General features: G+C 60.6%; 16 protein-coding genes. 6 read left to right on the top strand and 10 right to left on the bottom strand.

Annotated elements, in window-relative coordinates:
• Window positions 1-7: 7 nt before the first annotated feature.
• The 7 genes from aroB to B0D71_RS26070 form a co-directional block, all read right to left on the bottom strand.
• On the bottom strand, window positions 8-1,108 hold the full coding sequence (aroB, locus tag B0D71_RS26100; protein WP_007975598.1) for a 3-dehydroquinate synthase: 1,101 nt from the start codon (window positions 1,106-1,108) through the stop codon (window positions 8-10).
• 150 nt (window positions 1,109-1,258) lie between these two features.
• A complete protein-coding gene (aroK, locus tag B0D71_RS26095) occupies window positions 1,259-1,777 on the bottom strand; it encodes a shikimate kinase AroK (RefSeq protein WP_015093141.1) in 519 nt (172 codons plus the stop codon).
• A 4-nt stretch (window positions 1,778-1,781) separates the two neighbouring features.
• Entirely contained in the window at window positions 1,782-3,848 is a 2,067-nt protein-coding gene (locus tag B0D71_RS26090) for a type IV pilus secretin PilQ (protein ID WP_103397280.1), read from the bottom strand.
• A 13-nt stretch (window positions 3,849-3,861) separates the two neighbouring features.
• A complete protein-coding gene (locus tag B0D71_RS26085; protein ID WP_103397279.1) occupies window positions 3,862-4,389 on the bottom strand; it encodes a pilus assembly protein PilP in 528 nt (175 codons plus the stop codon).
• A complete protein-coding gene (locus tag B0D71_RS26080; RefSeq protein ID WP_103397278.1) occupies window positions 4,386-5,009 on the bottom strand; it encodes a type IV pilus inner membrane component PilO in 624 nt (207 codons plus the stop codon). The genes B0D71_RS26085 and B0D71_RS26080 overlap by 4 nt, the downstream gene beginning before the upstream one ends.
• A complete protein-coding gene (locus B0D71_RS26075; protein WP_103397277.1) occupies window positions 5,006-5,572 on the bottom strand; it encodes a PilN domain-containing protein in 567 nt (188 codons plus the stop codon). Before B0D71_RS26075 ends, B0D71_RS26080 begins: the two co-directional genes overlap by 4 nt.
• Window positions 5,572-6,636, bottom strand: coding sequence for a pilus assembly protein PilM (locus B0D71_RS26070; protein WP_103397276.1), 1,065 nt, complete (start codon window positions 6,634-6,636; stop codon window positions 5,572-5,574). Before B0D71_RS26070 ends, B0D71_RS26075 begins: the two co-directional genes overlap by 1 nt.
• Window positions 6,637-6,852: 216 nt before the next feature.
• Between B0D71_RS26070 and B0D71_RS26065 the strand changes: the two genes are divergently transcribed.
• Window positions 6,853-9,291: a penicillin-binding protein 1A gene (locus B0D71_RS26065; RefSeq protein ID WP_420825150.1), complete on the top strand. Its 2,439-nt coding sequence runs from the start codon at window positions 6,853-6,855 to the stop codon at window positions 9,289-9,291.
• 238 nt (window positions 9,292-9,529) lie between these two features.
• On the opposite strand, the gene B0D71_RS26060 is transcribed toward B0D71_RS26065, so the two are convergent.
• The 3 genes from B0D71_RS26060 to rpmE all read right to left on the bottom strand — a co-directional run bounded on the left by B0D71_RS26060 (window position 9,530) and on the right by rpmE (window position 12,024).
• On the bottom strand, window positions 9,530-10,798 hold the full coding sequence (locus tag B0D71_RS26060) for a malic enzyme-like NAD(P)-binding protein (protein WP_057397137.1): 1,269 nt from the start codon (window positions 10,796-10,798) through the stop codon (window positions 9,530-9,532).
• A gap of 183 nt (window positions 10,799-10,981) precedes the next feature.
• Entirely contained in the window at window positions 10,982-11,770 is a 789-nt protein-coding gene (locus B0D71_RS26055) for a thermonuclease family protein (RefSeq protein WP_103397274.1), read from the bottom strand.
• 35 nt (window positions 11,771-11,805) lie between these two features.
• The gene (gene rpmE, locus B0D71_RS26050; protein WP_007975586.1) at window positions 11,806-12,024 is read right to left on the bottom strand and encodes a 50S ribosomal protein L31; all 219 of its coding nucleotides are present in this window, start codon (window positions 12,022-12,024) and stop codon (window positions 11,806-11,808) included.
• Window positions 12,025-12,304: 280 nt separating this feature from the next.
• On the opposite strand from rpmE, the gene B0D71_RS26045 reads away from it, so the two are divergent.
• The 5 genes from B0D71_RS26045 (at window position 12,305) to hslU (ending at window position 19,337) form a co-directional block, all read left to right on the top strand.
• Complete coding sequence (locus B0D71_RS26045) at window positions 12,305-14,524, top strand: primosomal protein N' (protein ID WP_103397273.1); 2,220 nt, start codon at window positions 12,305-12,307, stop codon at window positions 14,522-14,524.
• 211 nt (window positions 14,525-14,735) lie between these two features.
• Window positions 14,736-16,472 carry an arginine--tRNA ligase gene (gene argS, locus B0D71_RS26040; RefSeq protein WP_103397272.1) on the top strand — a complete coding sequence of 579 codons (1,737 nt, stop codon included), beginning with the start codon at window positions 14,736-14,738 and terminating at the stop codon, window positions 16,470-16,472.
• 1 nt (window position 16,473) lies between these two features.
• A complete protein-coding gene (locus B0D71_RS26035; RefSeq protein ID WP_103397271.1) occupies window positions 16,474-17,181 on the top strand; it encodes an SPOR domain-containing protein in 708 nt (235 codons plus the stop codon).
• A 232-nt stretch (window positions 17,182-17,413) separates the two neighbouring features.
• Window positions 17,414-17,944: an ATP-dependent protease subunit HslV gene (gene hslV / locus B0D71_RS26030; RefSeq protein WP_007975582.1), complete on the top strand. Its 531-nt coding sequence runs from the start codon at window positions 17,414-17,416 to the stop codon at window positions 17,942-17,944.
• A gap of 55 nt (window positions 17,945-17,999) precedes the next feature.
• A complete protein-coding gene (hslU, locus tag B0D71_RS26025; protein ID WP_007975581.1) occupies window positions 18,000-19,337 on the top strand; it encodes an HslU--HslV peptidase ATPase subunit in 1,338 nt (445 codons plus the stop codon).
• Window positions 19,338-19,372 lie beyond the last annotated feature (35 nt).

The following is a 19,372-nucleotide window of genomic DNA, read 5'->3' as shown; positions in this document are numbered from 1 at the left end:
GTTCTTATTAACCTTTAAGCTGGGCCAGGGCGCGGTAGTCTGCCCCCAGCGTGGCCTGTAGAACCTCTTTCGGATAATCGTCGGTCACCACCGCTTCACCCATGTGGCGCAGCAGCACCAGGCGCAAACGACCGTCGATCACTTTTTTATCAATGGACATATGTTCAAGGAAATCGGCTTCGGTCATCTCTTCTGGCGGAATGACCGGCAGCCCCGCACGCTGGAACAGACGAATGCCGCGATCACGCTCCTGCTCGCTGATCCAGCCCAGTCGCGCAGACATTTCCAGCGCCATTACTGTACCGGCAGCTACAGCCTCACCATGAAGCCACACACCATAGCCCATGTGGGTTTCGATGGCGTGGCCAAAAGTGTGGCCCAGGTTCAACGTGGCACGAACACCCGTCTCTTTCTCATCGGCACCGACCACCGCCGCCTTGGCCGCACAGGAACGCTCGATGGCGTAAGTCAGTGCTTGCTGGTCCAGATTGCGCAGGCGGTCGACATTGTCTTCGAGCCAGGTCAGGAACGGCTCATCACAGATCAGCCCGTACTTGATGACTTCGGCCAACCCGGCGGACAGTTCGCGCGCCGGCAAGGTATTGAGGCTGGCGGTATCGATCAGCACCACGTTCGGCTGATAGAAGGCGCCGACCATGTTTTTTCCCAGCGGATGGTTGATCCCGGTCTTGCCGCCTACCGAGGAGTCGACCTGCGACAGCAGCGTGGTCGGAACCTGGATGAAATCGACGCCGCGCTGGTAGCAGGCCGCGGCAAAGCCGGCCATATCACCGATCACACCGCCACCGAGGGCGATCACCGTGGTGCGGCGGTCATGCCGTGCAGTCAGCAGGCCGTCGAAAATCAGTTGCAGGGTTTCCCAGGTCTTGAAGGCTTCGCCATCGGGCAGCACCACGGAAATCACCGAGAACTGCGCCAGGCTGCGGGTCAGACGCTCCAGATAGAGCGGCGCAACAGTCTCGTTGGAGATGATCGCTACTTGCCGTCCGCGAATGTGCGGGGCCAGCAACTCAGGCTGATCCAACAAACCTTCGCCAATATGAATCGGGTAGCTGCGCTCGCCTAGATCGACCTTGAGTGTCTGCATGTGTCCCCACAGTGAATATGAATCAGGCGTCCCGCCTTGAGTTAACGAATATCCACGGCATCTGCTGGTGCGACGCCGTTCGGTAGCCATCCGCCACAACCTTGAGCGGTCATGGCGGGACGCCGAGGATAGCGCATTTCGCGCGGCGCTTTAACGGGGTGGCAACTGCTGCAGGCGCTCTAGAATGTCGAGTACGACCATTCGTGGCGGCCGCTCATCGGTTTCGACCACCAGGTCGGCAATTTCCCGATAAAGCGGATCGCGGATCGCCAACAGATCCCGAAGGGTCTTGGCCGGATCGGCAGTACGCAACAGCGGGCGATTACGGTCGCGGGCCGTGCGGCCGACCTGCTGCTCGACCGACGCATGCAGATAAACCACTCGCCCACCGGCATGCAGTGCCCGACGATTGGCTTCGCGCATGACCGCGCCACCACCTGTCGCCAGCACCACACCGTCGTAATCGCACAGCTCCGCAATCATTGCCTGCTCGCGATCACGAAAGCCCGGCTCGCCTTCTTTATCGAAGATCCAAGGGATATTGGCGCCCGTGCGCAATTCAATTTCCTTATCGGAATCTTTGAATGGCAGGCGCAGCTCTTTGGCCAGCAACCGGCCGATGGTGCTTTTACCAGCGCCCATCGGTCCAACAAGAATCAAATTTCGCACAGAATCAATGACTCACAGCAATCGCCTGATTGTTCATGATACGCGGAGTGAGGAATACCAACAGCTCGGATTTTTTCTCCGAAACCACATCACGCCGGAAAAGGCGGCCAAGATACGGCACATCGCCAAGAAATGGCACCTTATCTACAACCTTGCTCTGAGTATTTGAGAAAACCCCGCCGATGACGATGGTCTCGCCATCGTTGACCAGGACCTTGGCGTTGACTTCGTTTTTCTTGATGGGCGGTACATCCTGGACCTTGTTCAGGTAGTCCGGTTCGTCCTTGGTCACCTTGACCTCCATGATGATCCGGTTGTCGGGGGTGATCTGCGGCGTCACCTCCAGCGACAGCGAAGCCTCCTTGAACGACACCGAAGTTGCGCCACTGGAACTGGCTTCCTGGTAAGGAATCTCAGTGCCCTTGAGGATTTTGGCGGTTTCCTTGTCGGACGTGACCACCTTGGGTTGCGAGACGATTTCCCCGTTGCCGGTTTTCTCCATGGCTGACAGCTCCAGGTCCAGCAAGACGTTATCGGTGATGAACGCGATGCCGATTCCCGAGGTGTTATTGACCGCACCCAAGTCGACGAACGGTGAATTGGTGCTGGTACTGCCGGGCGTTCCGATGGTCGACGAAGCATTGAGCCCGTTATTGACCCCGGAAGTGTTCCAGTTCCCCTTTCGTACTGAACCGCCCCAGCGCACCCCGAGGCTTTTGTCATAGTCGACGTTGGCTTCGACAATACGCGCCTCGATCATGACCTGACGCACAGGGATATCCAGCTGCGTGACGATCCTGCGCAGCTCATCAAGCCGGTCCTGTGTCTGGTAGGCGATGATGTTGTTGGTGCGCTCATCGACGGTGATCGACCCCCGCTCGTCGGGTTTCGCCTCGGCACCGGTCACAGACTGGAAGAGCTTGGCGATGTCCGCCGCCTTGGCATAATTCACCTGCAACAGTTCCCTGCGCAATGGCGCCAGATCGGCAATCTGCTTTTGTGATTCCAGCTCCTGACGCTCACGGGCAGCAATTTCATCGGCCGGCGCAACAAGCAGGACATTACCGACCTTGCGCTTATCCAGCCCCTTGGTTTTGAGCACCAGATCCAGCGCCTGGTCCCACGGCACGTTCTGCAAGCGCAAAGTGATGCCGCCCTGCACCGTGTCGCTGGCGACCAGGTTGAGGTTGGTGAAATCGGCGATCAGTTGCAGCACCGAACGCACATCGATGTCCTGGAAATTCAGCGAAAGCTTCTCGCCGCTGTAGGCCTGCTGCCCGACATTGCGCTTTTGCAGGTTGTCGACCGTCGCCGGGCGAACGCTGACCGTGAGCTTGCTGTCAGTCTGATAGGTCGAATAATCGAACGTGCCGCCGGGCTCGATGCTGATGGTGGCTCGATCGCCGCTCGCACTGGCATTGACGAACTGCACTGGCGTGGCGAAATCCTTCACATCCAGACGCACACGCAACGGCTCGGGCAATCGGGTTTTGGCAAAGCCGACAAGAATCTTGCCTTCGCGCTCCTGGATGTCGGGCGCAATCGACGGATCCGACAAGTCGATCACCACATTGCCCTCACCTTGCGTGCCTCGCTGAAAGTCCACACCCCGTATGGCCTTGCCTGGCGTCGCAGCGGCTCGTGCCGGAACCGGCATTGCCGTGGCCGCCGGCCTGGAGGTCGCCGACTTGACACCCTGCCCGACAACCACCAGCAAATTATTGCCTTCAATTCGCGAGTCGTACGGGGCCGGCTGGCTCAGATTGATGATCAACCGCGTACGGTCCCCGGCTTCTACCACCGTCGCACTGCGGGCATTTCCACTGCCGAGATCGCGAGTCTTGCTGGCCAGCTGACTGGCGACACCCGGTAGATCCAGCGCAATCCGGGCCGGCGACTCCGTCGTGTAGCCATGGGGCACCGGGGGCGGCTCATCGAACGACAACTTCAACTCGACACGGTCTCCCGGCAGCGCAGCGACATCCAGCGCCTTGAGGTTGGCCGCTTGTACCATCGGCGACATCAACGCTATCCATAGCGAAAGGCCGACGGCGGAGAAAATCCTGTTCATTATTCGAGTTCCACTATGAGTGCTCTTTCAAAGGGATGGTCCGGGGACGCTCCAGCCACGCACCCTGACCATCAGGGATAATTTCAACCACATCGACCTGCAAGCCACTGATCGCAACGATCCGCCCGTCGTTACGCCCAAGGAAATCACCGACTTTCAGCCGGTGCACCCCACCCGCCCCGCGCAGCAGGGCATAGGAGCCCGTTGCATTGGAAAGGGTGCCGACCATTTCAAACTGCTCGATGTTGAAACCTTCGAGGTATTGCCTGACCCGATCGGGGTCGGGCTTGACGTCATGTGATCCCTTCCGTCGTGCCGCCGGATCAGTGCTGATCTGCGGCGAAAACGGGCTGCGCAGATTCGCCGCGTCATAGGTGAACGCCGGGTAAGACCGAAATACCGGCGCTGGTTCAACCCTGCCCGGCCCGCGCAGGCGCATTTCGCTCATGTACGCGTCCAGATCATCGTAGTCATCGCTTGCGCCACAACCGGACAGAACAGACAGCAGCGCCATCGCCGAAAAACAACGTGCCAGGCTCATTGATGCTGCCCCTTGTCGCTGTAGCGGTAGGTCTTGGCGAGGATACTCAAGCGCAGTTTCGGAGCACCCTGCGGGCTGACTGGGGCAAGGTCGAAATCGTGCAAGGTGACGATTCGCGGCAACCCGGCCACACCACTGACGAAGGTGGCCAGATCGTGGTAATCGCCGGTGACCGTGATCTGGATCGGCAGTTCGACATAGAACGGCTGGGCAACCTCTGGCAGCAGCTTGATTTCTTCGAACTCAAGACCGCTGTCCAGACCGGTACGCGTGATGTCTTCCAGCAAGCCAGGCACTTCGGTGTCGCCGGGCAGTTGCCGCAACAGCACGCCGAAGGAGTCCTCCATCTCCTTCAATTGCCGGGTGTAGAAATCCAGATTAGATGCCATGCGGGACTTGTCGGCGAACTGCTCCTTGAGCATCGACTCCTCCTCTCGCTTGAGATCGAGCTGGCTCTCAAGGTCGCGGGTGGAAAAGTTGTAGCCTAGGGCCAGCACCAGAAGCATGAGCAAAGCGGCCACTAGAAACTTGATCGCCGGCGGCCAGGAACCCATGTTGCTGGTATCCAGCTCATTGATGTCGATCTTGCGCAGCCCTTCGAACCATTCGGATGGACTCATTTGCCCCCCTCCGGCACCGGGGGTTGAGTCTGGCGAACGGTCAACCGGAAGACATTGGCCTGCTCCACCTGGCCGGCAGCTGCGGCCTTGACTTCGGTCAGGCTCGGCGCATCGAACCAGTCTGATGCCTCGAGATTGCGCATCAAGTCTGAAACACGGTTGTTGGATTGCGCGGCACCGGTGATAGACAAGGTCTTTTCGGTCATTTTCACTTCGGTGAAATACACGCCGTCAGGCAGGGCACGCGCCAACTGGTCGAATATTCGCCCGCTGATTTGGCGGTTGCCTTGCAGGCCCTGGATGATGCGCATGCGCTCGACCAGTTGCTGACGACGCGCTTTGAGATCATTGACCTGTGTGATTCGCTCATCGACCACGGCGATTTGCTTGCCGATGTAGTCGTTACGAGCGATTTGTCGGTCGATGGCACCGCTGATGATCTGGTTGGCAACCAGCACCGCACCCATCGTGCCCACCGTTGCGGCCACCAGAACCAACAGGAAGCGCTTGCGGCGGGCTTCACGCCGCTCTTCGCGCCAGGGTAGAAGGTTGATTCGCGCCATCAGTCGAAGCTCCTGAGGGCCAGACCACAGGCGATCATCAGCGCCGGGGCATCACTCGCCAGGGCAGCACCATTGACCTTGCTGCCCAGAGTCATCTCGGAAAAAGGATTCGCGACCTGGGTCGGCGTGCCCAATTGCTGCTCGATCAAACGGTCCAGTCCCGGGATCGACGCGGTACCGCCAGCCAGCAGGACATGGTCGACGGCGCTGTACTGGCCACTGGCAAAGAAAAACTGCAGTGAGCGCGAAACCTGCTGTACCAGTGCCTCTTGAAATGGTTGCAAGACTTCACTGGCATAGTCATCCGGCAAGCCGCCCTTCCTTTGCAGCAGACCCGCCTGCTCCAGTGTCAGGCCGTAGCGGCGCTGGATTTCCTCGGTCAACTGCCGACCGCCGAACAGCTGTTCACGGGTGTAGATAATCCGCCCGCTGTGCAACACGCTCAGGGTGGTCATGGTGGCGCCGATATCCACCACGGCGACTGTCAAACGCTCCCCGGTGACCGCGAGCCGACTGGCCAGCAACCCGAATGAGCGCTCCAGCGCGTAGGCCTCGACATCGACCACGCGGGCGGTCAGCCCCGCCAGCGTCAGGGCGGCCTCGCGGACTTCGACGTTTTCCTTGCGGCAAGCGGCCAGCAGCACAACGACACGCTCCGGATTGCGCACGGAGGTGCCCTGGACTTCAAAGTCGATTGCGACTTCATCCAGGGGATAGGGAATGTACTGATCAGCCTCGATCTTCAGCTGGCTTTCCATCTCGTCTTCGCAAAGCCCGGCATCCATCTCGATGATCTTGGTGATCACCGCCGAACCTGCCACCGCCACGGCTACGTTCTTGAGGCCGGTTCTGGCCCTGGCTAGCGCGCGAGTGAGGGCCAGCCCCACGCCTTCGAGTTCAGCGATGTTCTTTTCGACCACCGCGCCGACCGGCAACGGCTCGACTGCATAAGCCTCGATCCGGTAGCGCTCGCCCTGACGGCTCAACTCCAGAAGTTTCACCGAGGTGGAGCTGATATCGATTCCCAGGAGCGTACTGGTTTTTTTGTTGAAGAGTCCTGGCACTACCAATTCCCTATGACTTTCCGTGAGTTACGGACTGTGCAATGTCCATTGCGTTCAATCCGCCCGTCTTGACAGCAGCGCCAACCACGCTCCCGATCAGAAAAATGCTTATAATGCCCAGCGTTTTTTTCCGCATTTGCTCAAGCGCGGGTCGTTCTCATTTAGCTTGAACCCTGTTGCCCAATTCATTTTTGCCCTGGATATCCAAAAGCCTTGATTCGTCTGCTGAAATTTTTCGGTTGGTCCATCGTCGCGGTTTTCTGCGGACTCCTTCTGGGTCTGAGCGGGGCGTACCTTTACCTTAGTCCCGGGCTGCCGTCCGTGGAGGTGCTGAGAAGCATCCAGTTGCAGATCCCTTTGCGGGTCTACAGCAGCGATAACAAGTTGATCGCAGAATTCGGCGAAATGCGCCGCACACCGATCCGTTTCGCCGACATTCCCCCCAACTTCATCAATGCGTTACTAAGTGCTGAAGATGACAATTTCGCCAATCACTACGGTGTCGATCCGAGCAGCCTGATGCGTGCCGCGACCCAGTTGGTCAAAAGCGGACACATCCAGTCCGGCGGCAGCACGATCACCATGCAGGTGGCGAAGAACTTCTTCCTGAGCAGTGAACGCAGCTTCTCGCGCAAAACCACCGAAATCCTCCTCGCCCTGCAGATCGAACGGCAGCTGACCAAGGACGAGATCCTCGAGCTGTATGTCAACAAGATCTACCTGGGTAACCGTGCTTACGGCATCGAGGCGGCGGCGCAGGTCTATTACGGCAAATCGATCCGCGATGTCAGCCTGGCGCAGATGGCGATGATTGCCGGCCTGCCCAAGGCGCCGTCACGCTTTAACCCGCTGGCCAACCCGGCGCGCAGCAAGGAGCGTCGCGACTGGATCCTGGGGCGCATGTACAAGCTCGGAAAAATCAGCGAGGCCGACTACACCGCGGCGATCAACGAACCGCTGAACGCCAGCTATCACGTGCCGACTCCGGAAGTGAACGCGCCCTACATCGCCGAAATGGCCCGCGCCGAAATGGTCGGGCGCTATGGCAGCGACGCCTATACCGAGGGCTTCCGCGTCACCACCACGGTGCCAAGCGACCTCCAGGAACTGGCAAACACCGCGGTCCACGAAGGCCTGATGACCTACGATCAGCGCCATGGCTATCGCGGACCCGAGTCGCGGCTACCGGGCAAGACTCGCGAAGCCTGGGCGATCGAGCTGACCAAGCAACGCACCATCAGCAGCCTGGAACCGGCCATCGTGACCCAGGTCGACAAGAGCGGCCTGCAAGTGTTGACCCGCACCGGCCAGGAACACGTGAGCTGGGACACCATGAAGTGGGCCCGGCCGTTCTTGAATACCAACAGCATGGGCGCCAATCCGAAACAACCATCGGACGTGGCTCAGGTCGGCGATCTGATTCGCGTGCAGCGTCAGCCGGACAACTCGCTGAAGTTCAGCCAGATCCCGCAGGCCCAGGGCGCGCTGGTGTCCCTGGACCCACAAAACGGTGCCATTCGCTCGCTGGTCGGCGGTTTCGCCTTCGAGCAGAGTAACTACAACCGCGCACTGCAGGCCAAGCGCCAGCCGGGATCGAGCTTCAAACCGTTCGTCTACGCCGCCGCACTGGATAACGGCTACACCGCCTCCAGCCTGGTGAACGACGCACCGATCGTGTTCGTCGACGAGTACCTGGACAAGGTCTGGCGTCCGAAGAACGACACCAACACCTTCCTCGGCCCGATTCGCCTGCGTGAAGCGCTGTACAAGTCGCGCAACCTGGTGTCGATCCGCTTGTTGCAAGCGATGGGTGTAGGCAAGACCATCGACTACATCACTCGCTTCGGTTTCAACAAGCAGGACCTGCCGCCCAACCTGTCCCTGGCGCTGGGCACCGCGACCCTGACACCAATGGAGATCGCCACCGGCTGGAGCACCTTCGCCAACGGCGGCTACAAGATCACCCCGTACATCATCGACAAAATCGAAAGCCGCAACGGCGACACGCTGTTCGTCGCCAACCCGCCAAGCGTGCCTCAGGGCGGCGCTGCCAGCGACGGCATTGCCGCACCAGCGCCTCAAGCCTTCACGGTCAACGCAACGCCGGGTGAAACCCCGGGTACCACGCCGACCCCACAAGCACCCGCCGTGGCCGAACGCATCGTTGACGGGCGCACCACATACATCCTCAACAGCATGCTTGAGGACGTGATCAAGCTCGGCACCGGTCGCCGCGCACTGGCCCTGGGTCGCCCTGACATTGCCGGCAAGACCGGTACGACCAACGAGTCCAAGGATGCCTGGTTCTCCGGCTACAACGCTGATTACGTGACGACCGTGTGGACCGGTTTCGATCAACCGGAAAGCCTGGGCCGCAAGGAATTCGGCGGCACCGTCGCGCTGCCGATCTGGATGAACTACATGGGCGCCGCGCTCAAAGGCAAACCGCCGCATACACAACCGGAGCCGGAAGGCATCCTCAGCCTGCGAGTCGACCCGGTCAGCGGCCGTGCAGCCACCCCAGGCACACCAGGGGCCTACTTCGAACTGTTCAAGGCCGAAGATACGCCACCGTCGGTCAACGAACTGGGCAATGGCTCAGCACCGGGTAGCCCGCTGCCAGCAGATGAAGCGGCGCCGATCGATTTATTCTGATAGCAGCCATTTGAAAAGCCCCGCCCTCGAAAGAAGTGCGGGGCTTTTTATTGCGCATCGACTTTTGTGTCGCCTGAGCCGGCCTCTTCGCTGGCAAGCCAGCTCCTACAGGTCCGCGCAGTCCTTGTAGGAGCTGGCTTGCCAGCGATGAATCACCCACAGCCAATGCAAAACCCTCAGACACAAAAAAGCCCTGACTCTCACAAGCCAGGGCTTTTCGTTGAAGCGCTACAACGGCTTAGCCGTTGAACACGTCATCCACGCTTTTGAGCGGGTAGTTCTTCGGATACGGCAGGGTCGCCACACCGGTCTCGATAGCGGCTTTCGCCACAGCGTCGGAGATCAGGGTGATCAGACGGGCATCCATTGGCTTCGGAATGATGTACTCACGACCGAATTCCAGCTTGATGCCGCCATAGGCGTCGCACACTTCCTGAGGCACTGGCAGCTTGGCCAGTTCACGCAGGGCGTTGGCAGCAGCCACTTTCATTTCTTCGTTGATGCGCTTGGCGCGAACGTCCAGGGCACCACGGAAGATGAACGGGAAGCCCAGTACGTTGTTGACCTGGTTCGGGTAGTCGGAACGACCGGTGGCCATGATCACGTCGCTACGGGTAGCGTGTGCCAGTTCCGGGGAGATTTCCGGATCAGGATTCGAGCACGCGAACACAATCGGGTTGGCCGCCATGGACAGCAGGCCTTCAGCGCTCAGCAGATTCGGGCCGGACAGGCCTACGAACACGTCAGCGCCTTGCAGGGCGTCAGCCAGGGTGCGCTTGTCGGTCGCGTGAGCGAAGACAGCCTTGTACTGGTTCAGGTCGTCACGGCCGGAGTGGATCACACCGGTACGGTCAACCATGTAGATGTTTTCGATGTTGGCGCCCATGCTCACCAGCAACTTCATGCAGGAGATGGCGGCAGCACCGGCACCCAGGCAGACGATCTTGGCTTCCGGCAGGGTTTTGCCAGCAATTTCCAGGGCGTTGATCATGCCGGCGGCGGTCACGATAGCGGTGCCGTGCTGGTCATCGTGGAATACCGGAATATCGCACTGCTCGATCAGAGCGCGTTCGATTTCAAAGCACTCTGGCGCCTTGATGTCTTCCAGGTTGATGCCACCGAAGGTGATGGAGATGCGCTTGACGGTGTCGATGAAGGCCTGCGGGCTTTCGGAATCGACTTCGATGTCGAAAACGTCGATGCCAGCGAAGCGCTTGAACAGTACGCCTTTACCTTCCATCACTGGCTTGGAAGCCAATGGGCCGAGGTTACCCAGGCCGAGAATCGCGGTGCCATCGGAAATGACTGCAACCAGGTTGCCTTTGCCGGTGTACTTGTAGGCCAGTTCAGGATCGCGGGCGATCTCGCGTACTGGTTCGGCTACGCCCGGGCTGTAGGCCAGCGACAGGTCGCGAGCGGTAGCAGTGGCCTTGGTGAGCTCGACACTCAGCTTCCCTGGACGAGGATTGGCGTGATATTCGAGAGCGGCAGTTTTCAGATCAGACATTTTGGCATTCCGCTTTTTACTGTTGGACAGACTGGTCAGCGAGGATACGCGCCTCGCAAAGTCCCCACAAGACTGACTGGTCACCCCTGTCAAGCGCCCGGCCCTACGACTTTGGGCCAAGAGCCACGGCACACAAGGGCTAGACTGTTCACAATCGACAGAAAAAATGTCTACAATTTTTTATCACTGCGCCGCTTGCAGCATCGCAGGGTCGGTCAAAGGCAACATCCAGCGAGCTTGGCCACTCTTCAGACCGCCTTTGCGCGAGCGATCCAATACCCAGCCGCGCGCCTCGACCTGCTTGCCCTTGAGGCTTTCCAGCGAGTTCACATCGAAACGCGTCAGCAGATTGGGTGCAACGCGCAATACAACCGAGTCTTGCAATTCGATCCAAACCCCGCCGCGATTACGCTGCACCTTGCTCACACGACCGCTGAGCACGGCAAAACCAGACGTAGAGATCTGCTCCGCTTTCAGTACAGGTGACCGCCGCCACAACCCCAGGCCAGCCTGGCGCGCACTGCGCTCAGCCGCCTGCTGACAGGCGACCAGATCGACATTCGGCGCCACGGCCACCAGAAAACCCAAGCCTTCGGCGAGCATTTGCGCTTCGAGGTTGGCGCCATCGGCACCGTAGACATGAGCCAGAGTGCGACCGTAATGATCTTTGCTCTCTTTGCCCGGCAGCAAGCCAACCTGACCGTCGCTCGCCGCCACCAGGGCTTCGAGGCGTTTGCGCGCGGCCACGGCGAACGGCTCGTCAGAGCGGCCCTTCTTGCCCAGCTCTGGCGTGTTCAGGCCGATCATGCGCACACTGCGGCCATCGCTCAGGCGCAGGGTGTCACCATCCACCACCCGCTGCACCGCGACGGGCGTCAGGCCGCCTGGCGTAGGGCAAAAGGCCTGGGCGCCAGACAGCCAAATCGCGGACACAAAAAAGGCGCCCGCGAGGGACGCCTTTTTCATCAGCATGGAAAAACCGCAACGGCTTCCCAAGTTGATCGGCCTTAGGCCTTTTTCGCGCCGAAAGCACCGAAACGGTCGGCGAACTTCTGTACGCGACCACCGGTGTCCAGAGTCTTCTGCTTACCGGTGTAGAACGGGTGGCATTCGTTGCAAACGTCGATCGCCAGGGCTTTGCCGAAGGTCGAACGGGTTTCGAACTTGTTGCCGCAGCTGCAGGTAACAGCAACTGCTGGGTATTCTGGATGGATATCAGCTTTCATGGTGTTTTCCTCGGGCTAGCGTGCCGCCACCCAACACTATTGTTGAATACCGCACGTAATTAGGCCGCGGATTCTACCAGACAATCCCATTCACGCAAGCTGTCGCTTCTACCGACCGTCTGCTAGGCTCCCGGCCAAATCGCCGTCCCTGTGGGAGCGGGTTTGCTCGCGAAAGCGGTGTGTCAGACGACTTAAATGCTGACTGACACTCCGTCTTCGCGAGCAAACCCGCTCCCACAGGTATAGCCCTGCTGTTTATTCCGCTTATCGAGATCCCCGCGTGCCCGACGCCATTCTGCGCCTCGCCCTGCCTTCGCCGCTGCGCCGCCTGTTCGACTACCGTGCTCCGGCCGGCGTCCTGCGCGCCCAGTTGCACCCTGGCATGCGCCTGCGGGTGCCGTTCGGCCGGCGCGAGATGATCGGAATCCTGGTGGAAGTCACCGACACCAGCGAAGTGCCGGCCGAGAAGCTCAAGCCAGCCCTGGCCCTGCTCGACGCCACGCCACCGCTGCCGCCGGCGCTGTTCAAACTGTGCCTGTGGACCTCGCAGTACTATCAGCACAGCCTGGGCGACACCTTGAGCTGGGCGTTGCCGGTCCTGCTGCGCCAGGGTGAACTGGCCGAAGCGCGCCAGGAGCGCTTCTGGTCCGCCGCGCCGGGCGCCAGCCTCGATGACCCGCGCATCGCCCGCGCCCCGCGCCAGCGCGAAGCCCTGGCCACGCTGGCGCAACATCCCCACGGCGTCGCCCATCAACTGCTGAGCAAGCTGATGCTGAGCAAGGACAGCCTGGATTTGCTGCTGGCCAAGGAGCTGGTGCAGGTCGAGATCCGCCGCCACGCCCCGGGTGCACGGCATGAACACTGGCTGGCGCAACCGGAACTGCCGCTGAACCCGGAGCAGCGCGCCGCCTATGAGGCGATTCGCGCCGGCTTCGACAGTTACCACGCGTTCCTGCTGGCTGGCGTCACCGGCAGCGGCAAGACCGAAGTCTATTTACAGTTGATCCGCGAAACCCTGGAGGCCGGCAAGCAAGCGCTGGTGCTGATCCCGGAAATCAACCTGGGCCCGCAGACCCTGGCGCGCTTCGAACAGCGTTTCAATGCCCGCATCGCGCTGATCCATTCGGGAGTCAACGACCGCGAACGCCTCGATGCCTGGCTGGCCGCCCGAGACGGTGAGGCCGACATTATTATCGGCACCCGCTCGGCCCTGTTCACGCCGATGAAGAACCCCGGCCTGATCATCATCGACGAAGAGCACGACGGCTCCTATAAACAGCAAGAAGGCTTGCGCTATCACGCCCGTGACCTGGCACTGGTACGGGCACGACAGGAAAACATCCCGATTGTCCTCGGCTCCGCCACGCCTTCGCTGGAAAGCCTGCACAACGCCTACACCGGCCGCTACGGACTGTTGCGCTTGAATGAACGCGCCGGCGGTGCCAAGCAGCCGCGCTTCCTGCGCCTGGATGTCAAAAGCCGCCCGCTGGACAGCGGCATTTCCGGGCCGATGCAACAAGCCATCGGTCAGACCCTGGCCGCCGGGCAGCAGGTACTGGTGTTCCTCAACCGCCGCGGCTTCGCCCCGACCCTGCTGTGCCATGACTGTGGCTGGATGTCCGAATGCCAGCGTTGCGATGCGCGGATGACCGTGCATCAGCGTTACGGCGAGTTGCGCTGCCACCACTGCGGCTACGTCGAACGCGTGCCGCGCCAGTGCCCGAAGTGCAACAAGGTCGATCTGCGCCCCGTCGGCGCCGGCACCGAACGGGCCGAGGAGCGCCTGGCGATTCTGTTCCCGGACTATCCGGTGCTGCGAGTCGACCGCGACAGCACATCGCGCAAGGACGCGATGAACCAGTTGTTCGCAACCATTCAAAAAGGCCAGCCGTGCATTTTGATCGGCACGCAAATGCTCGCCAAGGGCCACCACTTTCCCCGGGTGACGCTGGTGTCGATCCTCGACGCCGACGGCGGCCTGTTTTCCGGTGACTTCCGCGCCAGCGAGCGCATGGCTCAATTGATCGTCCAGGTCGCAGGCCGTGCAGGCCGCGCCGAAGAGCCGGGAAAAGTGATTATCCAGACGCACCTGGCTGACCATCCGCTGCTGGTGCAACTGACCGAGCAAGGCTATTTCGCCTTTGCCGAACAGGCCTTGAGCGAACGCCGTGCGGCCGGGCTGCCGCCGTTCGCGCATTTGGCGCTGCTGCGGGCCGAGGCGCACAAACCGGGGCAGGCCGAAGGCTTCCTGGATGAGGCGTGCAGCGAGGCGGAGCGTTTGCTGACCGAACAGGGCCTGACCGGCATTGAATTGCTGGGGCCGGTGCCGGCGCCGATGGAGCGTCGGGCCGGGCGTTATCGGGCGCAGTTGTTGTTGCAGGCTACGGCGCGGGCACCGCTGCATCGATTGCTGGCCAGTTGGTTGCTGGTGCTGGAGCAGATGCCGAGCGGACGGGCGGTGCGTTGGTCGCTGGATGTTGATCCCGTGGATTTGTATTGATTGGCAGATCGGTATCGCTGGCAAGCCAGCTCCTACAGTGTTCACATCAGATCTTTGTAGGAGCTGGCTTGCCAGCGATAGCGGTCGAATTGTCACCACACATCCACATCCTGCCTGCTAAGGTTGGCAAGCCCGTCTTCGCAACGGATAATGCCCAGTTTTTCCACCAGCGCATGATGCGCCGCCGCGCCTGCGGTCGAAAGAGAAGACCATGAAAGACACCATTCGCCAGCTGATCCAACAAGCCATCACCCAACTCGTCAACGAAGGTGTGTTGCCTGAAGGCCTGTCGCCGGCGATCCAGGTGGAAAACTCGCGCGACAAGAAGAACGGCGACTTCGCCAGCAACATCGCCATGATGCTGGCCAAGCCGGCCGGCATGAAGCCCCGCGATCTAGCGGAAAAAATCATCGCCGCGCTGCCGGCTGACGAAAACGTCGCCAAGACCGAAATCGCCGGCCCTGGCTTCCTGAACTTCTTCCAGAACACCGACGCCCTGGCCGCTCGCCTGGACGCCGCCCTGGCCGACGCCCACATCGGCGTACGCAAGGCCGGCCCGGTGCAGCGCACCGTGGTCGACCTGTCGGCCCCCAACCTGGCCAAAGAGATGCATGTCGGCCACTTGCGCTCGACCATCATTGGCGACGGCGTGGCCCGCGTTCTCGAATTCCTCGGCGACACCGTGATCCGGCAAAACCACGTCGGCGACTGGGGCACCCAGTTCGGCATGCTGATGGCTTACCTGCAGGAAAACCCGATCACCAGCGACGAGCTGTCGGACCTGGAAAACTTCTACCGCGCCGCCAAGCAGCGCTTTGATGAATCCGAAGAGTTCGCCGACCGCGCCCGTGGCCTGGTGGTCAAGTTGCAGGCCGGCGATGCCGACTGCCTCGCGCTGTGGACCAAGTTCAAGGACATCTCGCTGTCGCACTGCCAGAAAATCTACGAACTGCTCAACGTCAAACTGACCATGGCCGACGTGATGGGCGAAAGCGCCTACAACGACGACCTGATCAACGTGGTCAACGATTTGAAGGCCGCAGGCATGCTGGTCGAGAGCAACGGCGCCCAGTGCGTGTTCCTCGACGAATTCAAGAATGCCGATGGCGACCCGCTGCCGGTGATCATCGTCAAGGCTGACGGCGGCTACCTCTACGCCACCACCGACCTGGCGGCCGTGCGCTACCGCAGCGGCAAGCTCAAGGCCGATCGCGCGCTGTACTTCGTCGACCAGCGTCAGGCCCTGCACTTCCAGCAAGTGTTCGCCGTGGCGCGCAAGGCCGGTTTCGTGACCCATCCGATGGAAATGGAACACATGGGCTTCGGCACCATGAACGGCGCTGACGGCCGCCCGTTCAAGACCCGTGATGGCGGCACCGTGAAGCTGATCGACCTGCTGACCGAAGCCCAGGAACGCGCCTATACACTGGTCAAGGACAAGAACCCGGAACTGGCTGAAGCCGAGCTGCGCAACATCGCCAAAGTCGTGGGCATCGGCGCTGTGAAATATGCCGACCTGTCCAAGCACCGCACCAGCGACTACAGCTTCAACTTCGACCTGATGCTCAATTTCGAAGGCAACACCGCGCCGTACCTGCTGTACGCCTACACCCGCGTCGCCGGTGTGTTCCGCAAGCTGGGCAAGGACTTCAGCGAAGTCGACGGCCAGATCGTTCTGGAAGCAGGGCACGAACACGAACTGGCGGCGAAACTCGCGCAGTTCGGTGAGATCCTGAACAACGTGTCCGAAAAAGGCACCCCGCACATCCTCTGCACTTACCTGTACGACGTCGCCGGCCTGTTCTCCAGCTTCTACGAGAACTGCCCGATCCTCGCCGCCGACACCCCGGCACAAATGCAGAGCCGCCTGCGCCTTGCCGCGCTGACCGGACGCACCCTCAAGCAAGGCCTGGAACTCTTGGGCCTGGAAACTCTGGAGCGTATGTAAGTTGGCTGCCAAGAAAAAACCTGCACCCAAGCGTGGCGCCAGTCGTTACCAAGCTCCTGCAAAGCAACCGATCCCGGGCTGGCTGTGGATGGCGATCGGCCTGACGGTCGGCGCCTTCATCGTGTTTTTGATGAAGCTGGAACCGGGCAAGGGCAGCGACACGGTCAAGCGCGAGAAGGTCGAGCAACAGCAGAAAGCGACGAAAATCGCCGAAGCCAACAAGACCCCGCCGAGCCCGACGCAACCAGTGAAGCCGAAGTACGACTTCTACACCTTGCTGCCGGAGTCGGAAGTCATCGTGCCGCCGGATGCCGTACCGGAAAAAACCCTGCCGACGCCACAAGTGCCGGCCATTCCGACCACGCCGGTGACCCCGGCCGAAGCGGCGAAGATCGACACGGCTCGCGCCCAGGCAGCCCTGGCCGGGATCACGCCGCCACCAGCGCCTCCGGTCAAAGCGGCGCCAGTGACCAAGTTTTTCCTGCAGGCTGGTTCATTCCGCAAAGAAGCCGACGCGGACAAAGTTCGCGCGCAGATCATCCTGCTCGGCCAGGCTGTGGCGGTTGAGTCCGGGACGGTGAAAGACGAAACCTGGTATCGAGTATTGGTCGGACCGTTCAGCAACCGTGAGCAACTGACCACCGCCCAGAAACAGCTGGCGGGCGCGGGCTTTAGCAATCTGTTGTTACAACAACGCCAGAGCCGCTGATCCCTTCAGGGCCACCGCGTCATCGTTCATCGCCGGCAAGCCAGCTCCTACAGATTATTCGTCAAACCTTGTAGGAGCTGGCTTGCCAGCGATGGCGTCCTGATAAACACCGCATATGTCATCTGACTCACACCACTCGTCCCCTCTCCCGTCCTACAGTTGAAATCCTCTGCAGCACCCCCATATGAATGGGCATAAGGCATTTTCGCCCCGCTGCGTGGAGACTCTTCCCTTGACCACCATCGTTTCAGTTCGCCGCCACGGCAAAGTCGTCATGGGCGGCGACGGCCAGGTTTCCCTTGGCAATACCGTGATGAAAGGCAACGCGAAAAAAGTTCGTCGCCTGTACCACGGCCAGGTCATCGCCGGGTTTGCCGGTGCCACTGCTGACGCCTTTACCCTCTTCGAACGCTTCGAAGGCCAGCTAGAGAAACATCAAGGCCACCTGGTTCGCGCCGCTGTCGAACTCGCCAAAGAATGGCGTACCGACCGTTCCCTGAGCCGTCTCGAAGCCATGCTCGCCGTCGCCAACAAAGACGCTTCCCTGATCATCACCGGCAACGGCGACGTGGTCGAACCTGAAGACGGCCTGATCGCCATGGGTTCCGGCGGCGCCTACGCTCAAGCAGCTGCCAGCGCGCTGCTGAAAAAGACTGATCTGTCGGCCCGGGAAATCGTCGAAACCGCCCTCGGTATCGCCGGCGACATCTGTGTATTCACCAACCACACCCAGACCATAGAGGAGCAGGACTGCGCCGAGTAAGCCCGTGCAGCCCACCGCACCACGGCCCATTCTTGCTTGAGGTCCACTGAATATTATGTCCATGACTCCCCGTGAAATCGTCCACGAACTCAACCGCCACATCATCGGCCAGGATGATGCCAAGCGCGCCGTCGCCATTGCCCTGCGCAACCGCTGGCGCCGCATGCAGCTGCCTGAAGAGCTGCGCGTTGAAGTAACGCCAAAGAACATCCTGATGATCGGCCCGACCGGTGTCGGTAAAACCGAAATCGCCCGTCGCCTGGCCAAACTGGCCAATGCGCCGTTCATCAAGGTCGAAGCGACCAAATTCACCGAAGTCGGTTATGTCGGCCGCGACGTCGAGTCGATCATTCGTGACCTGGCCGATGCGGCGATCAAGCTGCTGCGCGAGCAGGAAATCGTCAAGGTTCGCCACCGCGCCGAAGATGCAGCTGAAGAGCGCATCCTCGACGCCTTGCTGCCACCGGCACGCATGGGTTTCAGCAACGACGACGCCCCGACTGCCGATTCCAACACCCGTCAGCTGTTCCGCAAGCGCCTGCGTGAAGGCCAGCTGGATGACAAGGAGATCGAAATCGAAGTCGCCGAAATGGCCGGCGTCGACATCTCCGCGCCACCGGGCATGGAAGAAATGACCAACCAGTTGCAGAGCCTGTTCGCCAACATGGGCAAGGGCAAGAAAAAAGCCCGCAAGCTCAAGGTCAAAGAAGCACTGAAGATGGTGCGCGACGAAGAAGCCAGCCGCCTGGTCAACGACGAAGAGTTGAAGGCCAAGGCCCTGGAAGCAGTCGAGCAGCACGGCATCGTGTTCATCGACGAAATCGACAAGGTCGCCAAGCGTGGCAACTCCGGTGGCGTCGATGTATCCCGCGAAGGCGTGCAGCGCGACCTGCTACCGCTGATCGAAGGCTGCACCGTCAACACCAAACTGGGCATGGTCAAGACCGACCACATTCTGTTCATTGCCTCCGGTGCGTTCCACCTGAGCAAGCCGAGCGATCTGGTGCCCGAGCTGCAAGGCCGCCTGCCGATCCGTGTCGAACTCAAGGCCCTGAGCCCTGAAGATTTCGAACGCATCCTCAGTGAGCCTCACGCCTCTCTCACCGAGCAATATTGCGCGCTGTTGAAAACCGAAGGCCTGGGTATCGAGTTCCAGCCAAGCGGTATCAAGCGCATCGCCGAGATCGCCTGGCAGGTCAACGAGAAAACCGAAAACATCGGCGCCCGTCGCCTGCACACCCTGCTCGAGCGCCTGCTCGAAGAGGTGTCGTTCAGCGCCGGCGACCTGGCCAGCACCCATGACGGCAAGGTGATCCAGATCGACGCCGACTACGTCAACAGCCACCTGGGCGAATTGGCGCAGAACGAAGACCTGTCGCGTTATATCCTGTAAGCCACATTCTCTTCGGGGACATCTGGCTTGTGTGA

The organism is Pseudomonas laurylsulfativorans (genome assembly GCF_002906155.1).
Taxonomy (GTDB): domain Bacteria; phylum Pseudomonadota; class Gammaproteobacteria; order Pseudomonadales; family Pseudomonadaceae; genus Aquipseudomonas; species Aquipseudomonas laurylsulfativorans.
Note: the sequence above shows the minus strand (reverse complement) of the source record. Positions and strands in the feature narration are given on the sequence as shown.

Coding starts and splice junctions, on each gene's coding strand:
- hslU (WP_007975581.1), top strand. CDS start 18,000: ATGTCCATGACTCCCCGTGAAATCGTCCACGAACTCAACCGCCACATC.
- argS (WP_103397272.1), top strand. CDS start 14,736: ATGAAAGACACCATTCGCCAGCTGATCCAACAAGCCATCACCCAACTC.
- B0D71_RS26075 (WP_103397277.1), bottom strand. CDS start 5,572: ATGGCGCGAATCAACCTTCTACCCTGGCGCGAAGAGCGGCGTGAAGCC.
- B0D71_RS26080 (WP_103397278.1), bottom strand. CDS start 5,009: ATGAGTCCATCCGAATGGTTCGAAGGGCTGCGCAAGATCGACATCAAT.
- B0D71_RS26055 (WP_103397274.1), bottom strand. CDS start 11,770: ATGCTGATGAAAAAGGCGTCCCTCGCGGGCGCCTTTTTTGTGTCCGCG.
- rpmE (WP_007975586.1), bottom strand. CDS start 12,024: ATGAAAGCTGATATCCATCCAGAATACCCAGCAGTTGCTGTTACCTGC.
- aroB (WP_007975598.1), bottom strand. CDS start 1,108: ATGCAGACACTCAAGGTCGATCTAGGCGAGCGCAGCTACCCGATTCAT.
- B0D71_RS26060 (WP_057397137.1), bottom strand. CDS start 10,798: ATGTCTGATCTGAAAACTGCCGCTCTCGAATATCACGCCAATCCTCGT.
- B0D71_RS26090 (WP_103397280.1), bottom strand. CDS start 3,848: ATGAACAGGATTTTCTCCGCCGTCGGCCTTTCGCTATGGATAGCGTTG.
- B0D71_RS26085 (WP_103397279.1), bottom strand. CDS start 4,389: ATGAGCCTGGCACGTTGTTTTTCGGCGATGGCGCTGCTGTCTGTTCTG.